This is a genomic window from Acidovorax sp. KPB24-07 (genome assembly GCF_057543315.1).
This window is the reverse complement of the sequence record NZ_BAAJYS010000009.1, coordinates 25362-40040: the sequence shown is the minus strand read 5'-3', so window position 1 is coordinate 40040 and position 14679 is coordinate 25362. Positions and strand designations below refer to the sequence as shown.

The following is a 14679-nucleotide window of genomic DNA, read 5'->3' as shown; positions in this document are numbered from 1 at the left end:
CTAGTAAGCAATGCCCTGTTAGCTATATTTTCTATAGCAAAAAAGGGACTCGGGTGGATTCGGGTGAGCGGCGGTGGGCGCCACCGCCCATCCCCCGTTCAGTTGAATTTGCCGTTCACGCCGCCCACGCTGTAGCGCCCGGCGCCCAGCAGCACCACGCTCAACGCGCCGAACAGGTACAGGCCCTGCAGTTCCAGCGCCCAGCCGCCCTGTTTGTTGAGCGCGAACAGGTCGGCCATGTGCACGAGGCCGAACGCCACCAGCATGTTGACCACCACGATGGCGGCGCCCGCGCGGGTGGCCAGGCCGACGATCATCAGCACCGGCGCCAGGATTTCGCCGACGAACACCAGGTAGCCCAGGGCGCCCGGCAGGCCGGCTCGCTCCAGCATGCCGCTGATGAAGCCCACCCCGTTCTGCAGCTTGAAGATGCCGTGCAGCAGCACGAGCACGCCGACGGCGACACGCAGGACGAGTTTGCCGGCATCGTCCGATGCGGCGGCGGGGGCGGGGTGGCGGGATGCGTTGTTCATGGGGTTCTCCTCTCCAGGTCAAAAATCGCAGTATGCGGGGACGCGCCCGGGCTGTCAGTGCGTTTTCGCACAACTTTGCGTCCGGGAGATGGCCGTGCATGCGGCCGCGCCCCTTGCCCGGCAGGGGCGGCGTTCGTCACGCGCCGGGGGATGGCGCGGCCAGCTGTTCCCGCAGCGTGGCGAGGATCTCGTCCGAGAGTGCGGGCCGTCCGTCCGCCGTGGCCCGCGCCAGCACGAGCCCGCCCACCATGGTGGCCAGCATGGCCATGGCGCGCGCCCGGCCCTGGGCGCTGGGGGCGCTGTCGGCGGGCGCCAGGCCCTCGATCACCCGGGCGAAGCGGTCGATGTTGCGTTCGATGCCCTGGGCGAACACCTCGGAGAGGCCGCCCCCGGCCCGGGCCGCATCCACCGCCAGCGCCGCCACGGGACAGCCCTCGCCAGGGCGATCGCGGTGCGCCGGGGACAGGTAGCTCGCCACCCGCGATGCCAGGGGGGTGTCACCCTCGCTGCCCTCCAGCGCGGGGATCGACCAGTCGAAGGCCAGCGCGCAGGCCTCGCGCACCAGCGCGTCCTTGGAGGCGAAATGCCGGTACAGGCCGCCGTGCGTCAGCCCCGCATCGCGGGTGATGTCGGCGACGCCCACGCCCGACAGGCCACGCTCCCGGTACAGCCGCGCGGCGGCATCGAGGATGCCCTGCCGGTTTTCTGCCGTTTGGGCCTTGGAGACTTTCATGGGGAAATTCCTTTTTGATTGCGACCGTACGCAAAGAATGGCCATGCATTTATGATGACGGCCGTAATCTTAAATGCGCGGCCGTCCGCGCACATACCAGCGAGGCCCATGATGGCGAATCCCAAGAATGAACCCGAGTTGCCTGCCTTCGAACGGAGCGCCGTGATGCGGCGCGTGGTCGTCACCGGCATGGGGTTGGTGTCCCCGCTGGGCTGCGGCGTGGAGCGGGCCTGGAGCCGGCTGCTGTCGGGCGCTTCGGGCCTTCGGCGCCTGCCGGAATCCACCGTGGAGGGCCTGGCCGCCAAGGTGGGCGGCGTGGTGCGACGACCACGGAAGACCCGGAGGGCGGCTGGGACCCCGGCACGGTGGTGGGCCCGAAGGATGCGCGCAAGATGGACCGCTTCATCCCTTTCGCCCTCGGCGCGGCGCAGCAAGCCCTGGCGCAGGCCGGATGGGCGCCGGCGGATGCCCACGCGGCCCACCGCACGGCCACGGTGATCGCCTCCGGCATCGGCGGCTTCGGCGCCATTGCCGAGGCCGTGCGCACCACCGACACGCGGGGGCCGCAGCGCCTGTCGCCCTTCACCGTGCCATCGTTCCTGGTCAATCTGGCGGCGGGGCACGTGTCGATACGGCATGGCCTGAAAGGGCCCATCGGCGCACCCGTGACGGCCTGCGCCGCCAGCATCCAGGCCATCGGCGACGGCGTGCGCATGATCCGCTGCGGCGAAGCCGACGTGGCCGTGTGCGGCGGCACCGAGGCCGCGATCGACCGCGTCAGCCTGGGCGGTTTCGCCGCGGCCAAGTCCCTGTCCACCGGCTTCGCGGACCACCCTGCCGCCGCATCGCGCCCGTTCGATGCGGCGCGCGACGGCTTCGTGATGGGGGAGGGCGCCGGTGTTCTGGTGCTGGAGGCGCTGGAGCACGCGCTGGCGCGCGGGGCCGTGCCGCTGGCCGAGGTGGTGGGCTACGGCACCTCTGCGGACGCGCACCACATCACCTCGGGCCCGGAAGACGGCGACGGTGCCCTGCGCAGCATGCAGGCGGCGCTGGCGCAGGCCGGGCTGCAGCCGGCGCAGGTGCAGCACCTCAATGCCCATGCCACGTCCACCTATGTCGGCGACCGGGGCGAGCTGGCGGCGATCCGCCGCCTGTTCGGCGAAGGGGCCGCAGTGGCCATTGCCTCCACCAAGGGGGCGACGGGGCATCTGCTGGGGGCGGCGGGCGCCGTGGCATCGGTCTTCACCGTGATGGCGCTGCGCGATCAGGTCGTGCCCGGCACGCTGAACCTGGACCAGCCCGATGACCTCGCCCAAGGGCTGGACATCGTGGCGCACCGGGCGCGCCCGATGGCGCTGGAGCATGCGCTGGTCAACGGCTTCGGCTTCGGCGGTGTCAACGCCTCGCTGGTGTTCCGCCGATGGATATCCTGAAACGCTATAAAAATAATAGCTAAATGCCCTAGTGGATATTGCGCTGGAGGCCTGAAAGCCTCCGCCTCCTGGCGGGCGGGCCGGATCAGGTGTACCGCTTGGCCCGCAGGTTGTCCTTCATCTGCTGCAGGCGGGGCTGCAGGGGTTCGCCGATGCGCAGGGCCACGCAGGTGGCGAGCACGTCGATCACCAGCAGGTGCAGCAGGCGCGACACCATCGGGCTGTAGCGGTCGTAGCCCTCGGGGTGGTCGGCCGCCAGGTGGATGTGGCAGGCCAGGGCCAGGGGCGATCCGCTCGCGGTGATGGCGATGGTGGTGGCGCCGTTCTTGCGCGCGATGTCGGCTGCGTCCATCAGGTCGCGCGTGCGGCCTGAGTTGGAGACGATCACCGCGCAGTCGCCCGGACCGAGTAGGGTGGCGCTCATGACCTGCATGTGGCCGTCGCTCGTGCTGATGCTGGTGATGCCCAGCCGAAAGAACTTGTGCTGCGCGTCCTGCGCGACGATGCCCGAATTGCCGGCGCCGTAGAACTCGATGCGCCGGCCGGTCTGCCAGGTGTCCGCGATGGCCTTGGCGGCGCGTTCGATGGCACCGGTGCTGGCGGCGTTGCGGTATTGCAGGAAAGCGGCTGCGGCGTTGTCCACCACCTTCACCAGCACGTCGCCGGTCTTGTCGTCAGCGTCGACGCTGCGGTGGATGAAGGGCACCCCTTCGCTCACGCTGCCGGCCAGCTTCAGCTTGAAGTCGGCCAGGCCGTCGTAGCCCATGCTGCGGCAAAACCGTACCACGGTGGGTTTGCTCACGCTGGCGCGGGCCGCCAGCTCGCGCACCGGCAGCCGGGCAAAGGCCCGCGCGTCGTCCAGCACGAGCTGGGCCACGCGCTGCTCGGCCGGGGCCAGGGATGGCAGGGATGCGGTGATTCGTTCAAGCATGACTGGGGGCCTTCATGGCCAGACAGCGCGCGCGCTGCAAGCCACCGACGCGGCCTTGACCGTCAGAAGGCCGCGGAGCAGGCCACGCCAGCAGACGCCGTGGAACTGGCTTTGCCAGGCCACGGGCGTCGTCCCCCTCCGGGGGAAGGCGCCGCAGGCGACAAAGGGGGCGACTCAAGTCTCCTCCATCCAGGTGTGGCCGTCGCGCGCCACCATGGCGCTGGCGGCGCTGGGGCCCCAGCTGCCGGCGGAGTAGGGCCGGGGGCCGTCGTCGGAGTCGCGCCAGGCCTGCATGATGGGCTCCACCCACCGCCAGGCGGCTTCCTGCTCGTCGGCCCGCACGAAGAGGTTCAGGCGCCCGCCGATCACGTCCAGCAGCAGGCGTTCGTAGGCGCCCACGCGCTCGGTGCCGAAGCGCTGCTCGAAGTCGAGGTCCAGGTGCACCGGGGCGAGCGCCTGCGCCTCCGACACGCGGGTACCGCGCTTTTCCTGGCCCGCCGCGAACAGGTGCAGCGCCACGCCGTCGCGCGGCTGCAGGTGGATCACCAGTCGGTTGGCCGCGCCCATCGGCGAGCGGTAGATGGGGTGGGGCGTGGGCCGGAAGTTGATGGCGATGTGCGCCTCGTGCGAGGCCAGTCGCTTGCCGGTGCGCACGTAGAAGGGCACGCCGGCCCAGCGCCAGTTGGCGATCTCGGTGCGCAGGGCCACGAAGGTCTCGGTGCGGCTGCCGGGTGCCACGCCGTCCTCGTCGGCGTAGCCCTTCACGCGCTCGCCGCTCAGGCTGCCGGCGGTGTACTGGCCGCGCACCACGTCGCGTGCCAGGGTGGCGGGCGTCCAGGGGACCAGCGAGCGCAGCACCTTGAGCTTTTCGTCGCGGATGGCATCGGCATGGGCGTTGATGGGCGGCTCCATGCCGATCGCGCACAGCAGCTGCAGCGCGTGGTTCTGCACCATGTCGCGCAGGGCGCCCGTGCCGTCGTAGAACGCGCCGCGCTTTTCCACGCCCAGCTTCTCGGCCATGGTGATCTCGATGCTGGCGACGGTCTCGCGGCGCCACAGGGGCTCGAAGAGCGCATTGCCGAAGCGCAGCGCCAGCAGGTTCTGCACCGACGGCTTGCCCAGGTAGTGGTCGATGCGGAAGATCTGCCACTCGTTGAACACCGTGCGCACCGCCGCGTTGATGGCGCGGTTGGATTCGAGGTCGTGGCCCAGCGGCTTTTCCAGCACCACGCGCGTGTTCGGGGTGGCCAGCCCGGCGGCGCCGAGCTGCTCGCAGGCGGTGGTGAACAGGCCCGGGGCGGTGGCCAGGTACATCACCACGGTGTCGGCCTGCCGCTCGCCCAGCCGCTCGGCCAGCCGGGCGTAGTCCTCGGGCTTGGACAGGTCCATGCGCTGGTACTGCAGCAAGGCCGCGAACTGCTGGAACTCCTCCGCGCTCGGGCGCTTGTCGTCCACCACAGCGGCGAAACGGCTGGCGATCAGTTCACGGTAGGCGGCGTCGGTCAGGTCGTCCCGCGCCACGCCGATGATGCGGCCGCCCGCGGGCAGCGAGCCGTGGCGGAACGCCTGGAAAAGGGCCGGCAGCAGCTTGCGCCATGCCAGATCGCCCGTGCCGCCGAACAGAACCAGATCGAAACTCATCGTTGTCGCGTCCCAGAAAATTGGTAATTAAGCTGCCGGGCATGTTACCGAGTTTCATGATGAGGCGGCGACTGACAGGAACCCGGGTTACCGCGCAATACACTCTGCGGTTGCCGTGCCGACGGGGCCCGCCCGAGCGCCCCCGCACGCCACCTCACGGGAGCATTGCATGAACCAACTCGACGCCCTCAAACAGGTCACCACCGTGGTGGCCGACACGGGCGACTTCCGCCAACTGAGCGCCTACCAGCCGCAGGATGCGACGACCAACCCCTCGCTGATCCTCAAGGCGGTGCAAAAGCCCGACTACGCCCCCCTGCTGCAAGAGGCCGTGATCCGCTGGAAGGGCCATCCGGTGGAAGAAATCATGGACCGGCTGATCGTGCGGTTCGGCTGCGAAATCCTCTCCCTCATTCCCGGCCGCGTCTCCACCGAAGTGGATGCGCGCCTGTCGTTCGACACCATGGCCACCGTCACGCGGGGCGAACGCATCATCGAGCTGTACCAGGCCGAGGGCGTGGACACCGCCCGCGTGCTCATCAAGATCGCCGCCACCTGGGAGGGCATCGAAGCCGCCCGCATCCTGGAAGAGCGCGGCATCCACACCAACCTCACGCTGCTGTTCTCGCCCGTGCAGGCCGTGGCCTGTGGCCGCGCCAAGGTGCAATTGATCTCGCCCTTCGTCGGCCGCATCTACGACTGGTACAAGAAGCAGGCCGGCGCCCAGTGGGACGAGGCGGCCATGGCCGGCGCCAATGACCCTGGCGTGCAGTCGGTGCGCCAGATCTACCAGTACTACAAGCACTTCGGCATCGCCACCGAGGTCATGGGAGCGAGCTTTCGCAACGTGGGGCAGATCACCGCGCTGGCCGGCTGCGACCTGCTGACCATCGCCCCCGACCTGCTCGCGCAGCTGGCGGCCAGCGATGCGCCGCTGACCCGGGCACTTGACCCCGAGGCCGCGCGCGCGCTGGACCTGCCGGCCGTCGAATACGACGAGCCCGCTTTCCGCTACGCGTTCAATGCCGACGCCATGGCGACCGAGAAGCTCGCCGAAGGCATCCGCGCCTTCGCGGCCGATGCGGCCAAGCTCGAACACATGATGCAGGCCGCCTGACCCATGACCATGCCCCAACGCATCCGCTGCGACCACACCACCGCCTGGGCGGCGCTGCAGGCCCGCTACGACGACAACGGCCGCACCTTCGACGTGCGCCAGGCGTTCGCCACCGACCCGCTGCGCTTCGAGGACTTCAGCCAGGAGGCGCCGCACCTGTTCGCCGACCTGTCCAAGAACCGCATCGACCGGCCGACCGAGGCGCTGCTCATGCAGCTGGCGCGCGAATGCGGTCTGGAGGCCTATCGCGACGCCATGTTCGCCGGCGAGGCGATCAACCACACCGAGCAGCGCGCGGTGATGCACTGGCTGTTGCGAAATCCGGCCGATGCCCTAGAAAACCATGCCCTTGGTGCTACTGATTTCGTAGCAAACAGCCTGCGCGACGTGCACACCACGCTCGACGCGATGCTGGCGCTGGCCGAGCGCGTGCGTGCCGACACCGCCATCACCGACATCGTGAACATCGGCATCGGCGGGTCGGACCTCGGGCCTTCCATGGTGGTGAAGGCGCTGGACGACCTGCGCCAGAGCGACAAGCGCCTGCACTTCGTCTCCAACGTCGACGGGCAGGAACTGGGCACGCTGCTGCACACCCTGCGGCCCGAGAGCACGCTGTTCCTCATCGCCTCCAAGACGTTCACCACCGCCGAGACCATGTCCAACGCCCATGCGGCGCGCGACTGGTTCCTGTCGCACGGCGGCAGTCCGCGGCAGGCCGGGCGCGTGTCGGTGTCGCGCCATTTCGTCGCGCTGACGACCAACGTCGAAGCCGCGGCGGAGTTCGGCATCGACACCACGCTCGGCTTCTGGGACTGGGTGGGTGGGCGCTATTCGCTGTGGTCGGCCATCGGCCTGCCGATCGCCATCGCCATCGGCGCGGCGCATTTCCGCGACCTGCTGGCCGGCGCCCACGCGATGGACGAGCACTTTCGCCACGCGCCGCTGGAGCGCAACCTGCCGGTGCGCCTCGGCCTGCTGGACGTGTGGTACCGCAACTTCCACCGGTTCGCCAGCCGCTGCGTGGCGCCCTACAGCCACGGCCTTCGCCGGCTGCCGGCCTACCTGCAGCAGCTGGAGATGGAGAGCAACGGCAAGGGCGTGGACTGGGAAGGCCGGCCGCTGGCGGTGCAGACCTCGCCCGTGGTGTGGGGAGAACCCGGCACCAACGGCCAGCACGCGTTCTTCCAGATGGTCCACCAGGGGCCCGACGTGATTCCGGTGGAGTTCATCGCGCTGCGCAAGGGCGCGCGCGACCTGCCGCACCACCATTCGCGCCTCGTGGCCAACGCCCTGGCCCAGGCCAAGGCGCTGATGCTGGGCCGGCCGCAGGAGTCCGGGCACCTGCACTTCACCGGCAACCGCCCCAGCACGTTCCTGGTGCTGGACCAGTTGGCACCCGCATCGCTGGGCGCGCTCATCGCGCTCTACGAGCACCGCGTGTTCGTGAGTGGCGCGGTCTGGGGCATCAACAGCTTCGACCAGTGGGGGGTGGAACTGGGCAAGGTGCTGGCCCGGGAGCTGGAGCCCCGCCTGTCCTCGGGAGACACCGACGGGCTGGACGCTTCGACCGCCGGCCTGTTGCGCCAACTGCGTTGACCTGAACGGCCGGCGCTGCGCGGTTGCTGCCGGCGCTGCCATCCACCGCGCCTCCCCCTATCCCCGCAAGTTGCAAGACCGGCGGGGATTTTTCGTGGGCGAACGGCGGGGCAGGCGCCTGGCCGGCGGTTGCGCACCATGCCGGGAATGCCGCGCCGGGATGTCGCCCGATTGCAACAAATGGCTTACGAATAGGCGATCGATTTTTAAAATGGGAATCGTTATCAATACTATTTATATTTGCCATGAAATTCATTGATCTGCGGGGCCCTGCCTGCGTGGCCGCCGCCCTGGGGTTGGTGCCTTGGGCGCATGCACAGGGCGTGGGCGCCACGCTGTCCGAAGTGCGGGTGGATGCCAACGCAGAAAAGGAATCCGCCACCGGCCCCGTGGTGGGCTACCGCGCCCGCAGCGCCACCACGGCCACCAAGACCGACACGCCGCTCAGCGAAACGCCGCAATCGGTCACCGTCATCACGCGCGACCAGATGGTCGACCAGGGCGCGACGACCTTCCAGGGCGCGCTGCTCTATGCGGCGGGCGTGCGCAGCGATGCCTATGGTCTGGACAGCCGCTCCGACAGCGTGCGCGTGCGCGGCAGCTACCCGGACATCTACCTCGATGGCTTGCGCCAGAGCTACAACTACTACACCAGCACCACGCCCGCGGAGCTGTACACGCTGGAGCGCCTGGAGGTGCTGCGCGGTCCTTCGGGCATGCTGTTCGGCACCGGCACCGTGGCGGGCGTGGTCAACATGGTGAGCAAGCGCCCGCTGCAGGAAGCGCAGCGCGAAGTGGGCGTGCAGATCGGCAGCTGGAACCGCAAGCAGCTGCAGGCCGACCTGACCGGCCCGCTCACGGCCGATGGCCAATGGTCGTACCGCCTCGTGGCGCTGGCCCGCGACGCCGACACGCAGGTGGACCACGTGCCCGACGACCGCCGCCTGATCGCGCCGTCGCTGATGTGGCGGCCCAATGCGGCGACGTCGCTGCTGCTCCAGGCGCACTGGCAGCAGGACCGCTCGGGCAGCACGTCGCAGTTCCTGCCCTGGTCGGGCACCTTGCTTCCCAATCCCAACGGGCAGCTGCCCACCAGCCGGTTCATCGGCGAGCCGGGCGACTACTACGACACCGATCGGCAATCCATCGGCTACCAGTTCGAACACCGTTTCAACGATGCCTGGACGGCGCGCCAGAACCTGCGCTGGGCCCGCAACGAGAACCGGGGCGGCTACCACTATGCGGACTTCTTCACCGATCCGGGCGGGTGGGGCGCCGACCCGGTCAACCAGCGCCTGATCGGCCGGCTGTATGGGCAGAACGTGACCCGCACGCGCATGGCCGCGGTCGACACCAACCTGCTGGGCCGGCTCACCACGGGCGCCGTGCAGCACCAGTTGTTGCTGGGCCTCGACTGGAATCGCCAGTCGGAGGACAAGGCGGAATCCGGCGATGCCTACGATTCGCCCATCGACGCGTTCGCGCCGGTGTACAGCGGGCGAACCGACCGGCCGCTCACCGCGCAGCCCCGGAACGTGCAGCGCCAGACCGGCATTTATGTGCAGGACCAGATGAAGTGGGACCGGTGGATCTTCATCGCCGGCCTGCGCCATGACCGCGTGGCGAATGCCCTGGCCGGCTCGGCCGATGACCGCACCAGCGACACCACCAAGCGCCTGGGCGTGATGTACCAACTGGCCGGCGGCTGGACGCCGTACATCAGCTATGCGGAGTCGTTCAGCCCGGTAAGCGGCACCAACACCTCGGGGGCCCGCTTCAAGCCGCTGCAAGGCGAGCAGATCGAAGTGGGGGTGAAGTACCTGCCCGAAGGCGGCGCGACCTCGTTCACCGCCTCGGTGTACGACCTGAAGGAAAAGAACCAGAAGGTCACCGATCCGACCAATCCGATGAACACGCTGCAGGCCGGCCAGACCCGCAACAAGGGGCTGGAGCTGGAACTGAAGACCCGCGTGACCACCGCGTTCGATCTGATCGCCCACTACAACTACACCGATGTGGATCCGACCCTGGAAGGACTGCCCCGCAACCAGGCGGCCGTGTGGGGGCTGTATCGATTTTCCGTCGCGGGGATTCGCGGCTTCTCGGCCGGGGCCGGGGTGCGGTATCTCTCCGCGTTCCGCGATGGTTCCGGCCCGCGCGTTCCATCGTCGCTCGTCGGAGATGCGTTGCTGGCCTATGACAGCCAGGCATGGCGCTACGCGCTCAACATCAACAACGTGGCCGACAAGCAGTACATGAGCACCTGCCTGTCGCGCGGCGATTGCTGGTGGGCGCCCCGGCGCAACGTGGTGCTGAGCGCGACCTACCGTTTCTGAGCGGCCCCTCGATCCTGCGGGCCGTACCCACGGCCCCGCCAAAGAAAAACCCCGCAGGCCTTGCAGCCTGCGGGGTTTTTTGATGGAGCAGCCGGGCGGGAGTGCATCCCGTCCGGTGCGGCTGGCAATTACATGCCCATGCCGCCCATGCCACCCATGCCGCCCATGTCGGGCATGCCGCCGCCGGCCGGTGCGTCGTCCTTGGGGGCTTCAGCGATCATGCATTCCGTCGTCAGCAGCAGGGAGGCCACGGACGCGGCGTTCTGCAGGGCCGTGCGGGTGACCTTCGTGGGGTCCAGAATGCCCAGTTCCAGCATGTCGCCATACGTGTCGTTGGCGGCATTGAAACCGTAGTTGCCCTTGCCGGCCAGCACGGCGTTCACCACGACCGAGGCTTCGCCGCCGGCGTTGTTCACGATTTCGCGCAGGGGGGCTTCGATGGCCTTCAGCACCAGCTTGATACCGGCGTCCTGATCGGCGTTGTCGCCCTTGATCGAGTTGCCCACGGCTTGCTTGGCGCGCAGCAGTGCCACGCCGCCACCAGCCACAACGCCTTCTTCCACCGCTGCGCGCGTGGCGTGCAGGGCGTCTTCCACGCGGGCCTTCTTTTCCTTCATTTCGACTTCGGTGGCAGCGCCGACCTTGATCACCGCCACACCGCCAGCCAGCTTGGCCACGCGCTCTTGCAGCTTTTCGCGGTCGTAGTCGGAAGTGGCTTCCTCGATCTGCACGCGCACTTGCTTGACGCGGGCTTCGATGTCTTCAGCGGCGCCGGCGCCGTCGATGATGATCGTGTTTTCCTTGCCCACTTCGATGCGCTTGGCTTGGCCCAGGTCAGCCAGGGTGACCTTCTCGAGCGTCAGGCCCACTTCTTCGGCGATGACCTTGCCGCCCGTCAGGATGGCGATGTCTTCCAGCATGGCCTTGCGGCGGTCGCCGAAGCCAGGGGCCTTCACTGCCACGACCTTCAGGATGCCGCGGATCGTGTTGACCACCAGCGTCGCCAGGGCTTCGCCTTCGACTTCTTCGGCAATGATCAGCAGCGGACGGCCGGCCTTGGCGACTTGCTCCAGCGTGGGCAGCAGGTCACGGATGTTGCTGATCTTCTTGTCGAACAGCAGCACAAAGGGGTTGTCCAGAATCGCGGATTGCTTTTCGGGGTTGTTGATGAAGTAGGGCGACAGGTAGCCGCGGTCGAACTGCATGCCTTCCACGACGTCCAGTTCGGACTCGAGGGACTTGCCGTCTTCCACGGTGATCACGCCTTCCTTGCCGACCTTGTCCATGGCGTCAGCGATCAGCTTGCCGATGGTTTCGTCGGAATTGGCGGAGATCGAACCCACCTGGGCGATTTCCTTGGAGGTCGTGGTGGCCTTGGAAGCCTTCTTCAGCTCTTCCACCAGGGCCGTCACAGCCTTGTCGATGCCGCGCTTGAGGTCCATGGGGTTGATGCCCGCGGCCACGTACTTGAAGCCTTCACGCACGATGGCCTGTGCCAGCACGGTGGCGGTCGTGGTGCCGTCACCGGCGTTGTCGGACGTCTTGGAAGCCACTTCCTTCACGAGCTGGGCGCCCATGTTCTGCAGCTTGTCCTTGAGTTCGATTTCCTTGGCCACGGACACACCGTCCTTGGTCACGGTGGGGGCGCCGAACGAGCGCTCCAGCACCACGTTGCGACCCTTGGGGCCCAGGGTGACCTTGACCGCATTGGCCAGGATGTTCACGCCTTCGACCATGCGGGCGCGGGCTTCGCCGCCGAAAACTACGTCTTTTGCTGCCATTTGATTTCTCCGGATTCAGTAAACAGGATGTTCGGGAAAAGGGCCGAAAGGCTTACTTCTCGACGACTGCGAACAGGTCGTCTTCCTTCATCACCAGCAACTCGTCGCCGTTGACCTTGACGGTCTGGCCAGAGTACTTGCCGAACAGAACGCGGTCGCCGACCTTCACGTTCAGGGCGATCAGCTCGCCCTTGTCGTTCTTCTTGCCGGGACCGACGGCCAGCACTTCACCTTGATCGGGCTTTTCAGCGGCGTTGTCGGGGATCACGATGCCGGAAGCGGTCGTGGTTTCGCTTTCAATGCGCTTGACGATCACGCGATCGTGCAGGGGGCGAAGGTTCATTGCATCTCTCCTGGTTCAAAAAAGGATTGCGACATCAACAACACGCCCGCAGGGTGCGGGCGCTTTCTGACTTCAGCGGCTTGGCGCCAGCGTTGCTAGCACTCGGTCGCGTCGAGTGCTAATGATACGGGCATTCTTTCGCATTTCAAGAGGGGGACTGGCAGTGGGAGTGCGGCGCGCCCACAGGAAGGACGGCGGCTGAGGGATGGATGAGGCGTGCACCTACAATACCGACCTCCTTGAGGCCGGAGGTGATTCGGCGCCCGCAGTCCGCTTGGTCCCCAAGCAGGGATGGGCGCTGTTCCCGGCGGTGCTCTCAATCAAACGCCCGATGCGGGTCAGATCCATAGATTCGGGAGTCCAATGGCGTCTTTGCAAGCAACCACCGCGCTGATGGGCATCGGCCTGGCGGTGCTGATCCTTTACCTGATCCGCAGGGATCACCTGTATCTGATGCACGGCCTGTTCTGGGTGGTGGTGGCTGGGGCCGCTGCCTTGCTGGGGGCCTGGCCGGGACTGATCGATCGTCTGGCCAAGCTGCTGGGCATCAGCTATCCCCCCTGCGCTGCTGCTGCTGCTGGCCAGCATGGTGCTGCTGGTGAAGTCGTTGCACACCGACATGGTGAACACCCGCATCGAGAGGGATGTCCGCCGTCTGAACCAGCGGCTGGCCCTGTTGCAGGCCGACAATGAAAGCCTGCGCGCGCGCGTGATGGGCGATGGAACGCAGCCATGACCTTGGCGCAGCCGTTGTTGCCGGTCATCCTGTGCGGCGGGTCGGGCACGCGTTTGTGGCCCCTGTCGCGGGAGGCCTATCCCAAGCAGTTTCTGGCGTTGGCCGGTCCCCGCACCATGCTCCAGGACACGGCACTGAGGCTGCAGGGGTGGGCGCCGGAGATCGGCGTCGCGCCCGATCCCATCCTGGTCTGCAACACCGAGCACCGGTTCATCGCGGCCAGCCAGTTGCTGGCAGTCGGCATCCGGACGGCACGCGTACTCCTGGAGCCCGAGGGGCGCAACACCGCGCCCGCACTGACGCTGGCCGCCTTGCAGGCATGCGCTGGAGGCGATGATCCGATCATGCTGGCCATGCCGGCCGATCACGTGGTGAAGGATTTGCCCGCGTTTCACGCCGCGGTCCGGCGGGCCCATTCCATGGCCCTGTCGGGCGGACTGGTGACGTTCGGCGTCGTGCCGGACCGGCCGGAAACCGGCTACGGCTACATCCAGTGCCATGCGGCGGGCCCGGAGGGTGCGGGCATCCACCGCATTGCCAGCTTTGCCGAGAAGCCCGATGCCGCGACCGCGCAGCGCTATCTCGATGCGGGTGATTATTTCTGGAACAGCGGCCTTTTCATGGTGCGCGCCAGCCAGTGGTTGGCCGCTCTGCGTGCTTGCCGCCCCGACATCCTCCAGGCCTGCGAGGCCGCGATGGCGGGGGCGCAGCGTGATCTCGACTTCATCCGGCCTGACGCGGCCGCCTTCCAGGCCTGCCCTTCGGATTCCATCGACTATGCCGTGATGGAACGGTTGCCGCTGATGCCGGAGATCGGCATCCCCACGTTCGCGGTCGCGCTGCAGGCCGGCTGGTCCGACCTGGGTGCCTGGGATGCCCTGTGGGGCGTGCTGCCGCGCGACGGCCAAGGCAACGCCACCGTGGGCGATGCCCTGCTGGAAGACAGCCAGGACACCCTGTTGATGTCCACCCACCGGCTCGTGGCCGGCGTGGGGCTCGACCACATCGTGGTCGTCGAAACACCCGATGCGGTCCTGGTGGCCGACAAGCGCCGCACCCAGGACGTCAAGAGGATCGTGGCCCGGCTGAAGCAGCTGGGGCACGCGCTGGCCCACCATCACCGGAAGGTGCACCGGCCATGGGGCTGGTACGACGCTGTCGACAGCGGCGAACGCTTCCAGGTCAAGCGCATCGTGGTGAACCCGGGCGCGCGCCTGAGCATGCAGATGCACTACCACCGCGCTGAGCATTGGGTGGTGGTGCGGGGGACCGCTGAAATCACCAATGGCGACGACACCTATCTGCTGGCACAGAACGAGTCCACGTTCATTCCGGTGGGCCGCCGCCATCGGCTGGCCAATCCGGGCAAGACGCCTCTCGAAATCATCGAGGTTCAATCGGGCGACTATCTGGGTGAGGACGACATCGTCCGGTTCGACGACATCTACGGGCGCTCTACCGGTGCCGAAGGCGTTTCATGATGGATTGGATTGCCT

At 67.6% G+C, this 14679-nt stretch carries 12 protein-coding genes and 2 pseudogenes; 7 read left to right on the top strand and 7 right to left on the bottom strand.

What is annotated here, in order from left to right; genetic code table 11:
* Positions 1-98: 98 nt before the first annotated feature.
* The 3 genes from AC27IQ_RS02805 to AC27IQ_RS02795 all read right to left on the bottom strand — a co-directional run bounded on the left by AC27IQ_RS02805 (position 99) and on the right by AC27IQ_RS02795 (position 1457).
* Entirely contained in the window at positions 99-533 is a 435-nt protein-coding gene (locus AC27IQ_RS02805) for a DoxX family protein (RefSeq protein WP_487088060.1), read from the bottom strand.
* A gap of 136 nt (positions 534-669) precedes the next feature.
* Positions 670-1266 (bottom strand): TetR/AcrR family transcriptional regulator, encoded by a 597-nt coding sequence (locus AC27IQ_RS02800; RefSeq protein WP_487088058.1) that lies wholly within the window; start codon positions 1264-1266, stop codon positions 670-672.
* Positions 1263-1457: a hypothetical protein gene (locus tag AC27IQ_RS02795; RefSeq protein ID WP_487088074.1), complete on the bottom strand. Its 195-nt coding sequence runs from the start codon at positions 1455-1457 to the stop codon at positions 1263-1265. Before AC27IQ_RS02795 ends, AC27IQ_RS02800 begins: the two co-directional genes overlap by 4 nt.
* Between AC27IQ_RS02795 and fabF the strand changes: the two are divergent.
* Positions 1432-2699, top strand: a pseudogene (gene fabF, locus AC27IQ_RS02790) (beta-ketoacyl-ACP synthase II). The gene AC27IQ_RS02795 and the pseudogene fabF sit on opposite strands and share 26 nt — an antisense overlap.
* An 85-nt stretch (positions 2700-2784) precedes the next feature.
* On the opposite strand, the gene AC27IQ_RS02785 reads toward fabF, so the two are convergent.
* Positions 2785-3630, bottom strand: a complete 846-nt coding sequence (locus AC27IQ_RS02785) for a MurR/RpiR family transcriptional regulator (RefSeq protein WP_272551228.1) — start codon at positions 3628-3630, stop codon at positions 2785-2787.
* 174 nt (positions 3631-3804) lie between these two features.
* A complete protein-coding gene (zwf, locus tag AC27IQ_RS02780; RefSeq protein ID WP_284410876.1) occupies positions 3805-5271 on the bottom strand; it encodes a glucose-6-phosphate dehydrogenase in 1467 nt (488 codons plus the stop codon).
* Between the two features lie 169 nt (positions 5272-5440).
* On the opposite strand from zwf, the gene tal reads away from it, so the two are divergent.
* The 3 genes from tal to AC27IQ_RS02765 all read left to right on the top strand — a co-directional run bounded on the left by tal (position 5441) and on the right by AC27IQ_RS02765 (position 10323).
* On the top strand, positions 5441-6388 hold the full coding sequence (gene tal, locus AC27IQ_RS02775) for a transaldolase (protein ID WP_487088055.1): 948 nt from the start codon (positions 5441-5443) through the stop codon (positions 6386-6388).
* A gap of 3 nt (positions 6389-6391) precedes the next feature.
* Entirely contained in the window at positions 6392-7987 is a 1596-nt protein-coding gene (pgi, locus tag AC27IQ_RS02770) for a glucose-6-phosphate isomerase (protein ID WP_487088053.1), read from the top strand.
* Between the two features lie 245 nt (positions 7988-8232).
* A complete protein-coding gene (locus AC27IQ_RS02765; protein WP_487088051.1) occupies positions 8233-10323 on the top strand; it encodes a TonB-dependent siderophore receptor in 2091 nt (696 codons plus the stop codon).
* Positions 10324-10451: 128 nt separating this feature from the next.
* Here AC27IQ_RS02765 and groL read toward each other — a convergent pair whose 3' ends face one another.
* The gene (gene groL, locus AC27IQ_RS02760; protein ID WP_272567476.1) at positions 10452-12104 is read right to left on the bottom strand and encodes a chaperonin GroEL; all 1653 of its coding nucleotides are present in this window, start codon (positions 12102-12104) and stop codon (positions 10452-10454) included.
* Between the two features lie 52 nt (positions 12105-12156).
* On the bottom strand, positions 12157-12447 hold the full coding sequence (locus AC27IQ_RS02755; RefSeq protein WP_011804151.1) for a co-chaperone GroES: 291 nt from the start codon (positions 12445-12447) through the stop codon (positions 12157-12159).
* A 291-nt stretch (positions 12448-12738) separates the two neighbouring features.
* Between AC27IQ_RS02755 and AC27IQ_RS02750 the strand changes: the two are divergent.
* From AC27IQ_RS02750 to AC27IQ_RS02740, 3 genes and pseudogenes are all read left to right on the top strand, one after another.
* Positions 12739-12948, top strand: a pseudogene (locus AC27IQ_RS02750) (hypothetical protein); the annotation flags it as partial.
* An 85-nt stretch (positions 12949-13033) separates the two neighbouring features.
* Positions 13034-13183: a DUF2304 domain-containing protein gene (locus AC27IQ_RS02745; RefSeq protein WP_487088048.1), complete on the top strand. Its 150-nt coding sequence runs from the start codon at positions 13034-13036 to the stop codon at positions 13181-13183.
* Entirely contained in the window at positions 13180-14664 is a 1485-nt protein-coding gene (locus AC27IQ_RS02740) for a mannose-1-phosphate guanylyltransferase/mannose-6-phosphate isomerase (RefSeq protein WP_284429871.1), read from the top strand. The genes AC27IQ_RS02745 and AC27IQ_RS02740 overlap by 4 nt, the downstream gene beginning before the upstream one ends.
* The last annotated feature ends 15 nt before the right edge of the window (positions 14665-14679 follow it).

Excerpts from the sequence above, each read along its gene's own strand:
- AC27IQ_RS02805 (WP_487088060.1), bottom strand. The coding sequence starts at position 533 with ATGAACAACGCATCCCGCCACCCCGCCCCCGCCGCCGCATCGGACGAT.
- AC27IQ_RS02795 (WP_487088074.1), bottom strand. The coding sequence starts at position 1,457 with ATGCCGGTGACGACCACGCGCCGCATCACGGCGCTCCGTTCGAAGGCA.
- AC27IQ_RS02745 (WP_487088048.1), top strand. The coding sequence starts at position 13,034 with ATGGTGCTGCTGGTGAAGTCGTTGCACACCGACATGGTGAACACCCGC.
- AC27IQ_RS02755 (WP_011804151.1), bottom strand. The coding sequence starts at position 12,447 with ATGAACCTTCGCCCCCTGCACGATCGCGTGATCGTCAAGCGCATTGAA.
- AC27IQ_RS02765 (WP_487088051.1), top strand. The coding sequence starts at position 8,233 with ATGAAATTCATTGATCTGCGGGGCCCTGCCTGCGTGGCCGCCGCCCTG.
- pgi (WP_487088053.1), top strand. The coding sequence starts at position 6,392 with ATGACCATGCCCCAACGCATCCGCTGCGACCACACCACCGCCTGGGCG.
- AC27IQ_RS02785 (WP_272551228.1), bottom strand. The coding sequence starts at position 3,630 with ATGCTTGAACGAATCACCGCATCCCTGCCATCCCTGGCCCCGGCCGAG.
- zwf (WP_284410876.1), bottom strand. The coding sequence starts at position 5,271 with ATGAGTTTCGATCTGGTTCTGTTCGGCGGCACGGGCGATCTGGCATGG.
- tal (WP_487088055.1), top strand. The coding sequence starts at position 5,441 with ATGAACCAACTCGACGCCCTCAAACAGGTCACCACCGTGGTGGCCGAC.
- AC27IQ_RS02800 (WP_487088058.1), bottom strand. The coding sequence starts at position 1,266 with ATGAAAGTCTCCAAGGCCCAAACGGCAGAAAACCGGCAGGGCATCCTC.
- groL (WP_272567476.1), bottom strand. The coding sequence starts at position 12,104 with ATGGCAGCAAAAGACGTAGTTTTCGGCGGCGAAGCCCGCGCCCGCATG.
- AC27IQ_RS02740 (WP_284429871.1), top strand. The coding sequence starts at position 13,180 with ATGACCTTGGCGCAGCCGTTGTTGCCGGTCATCCTGTGCGGCGGGTCG.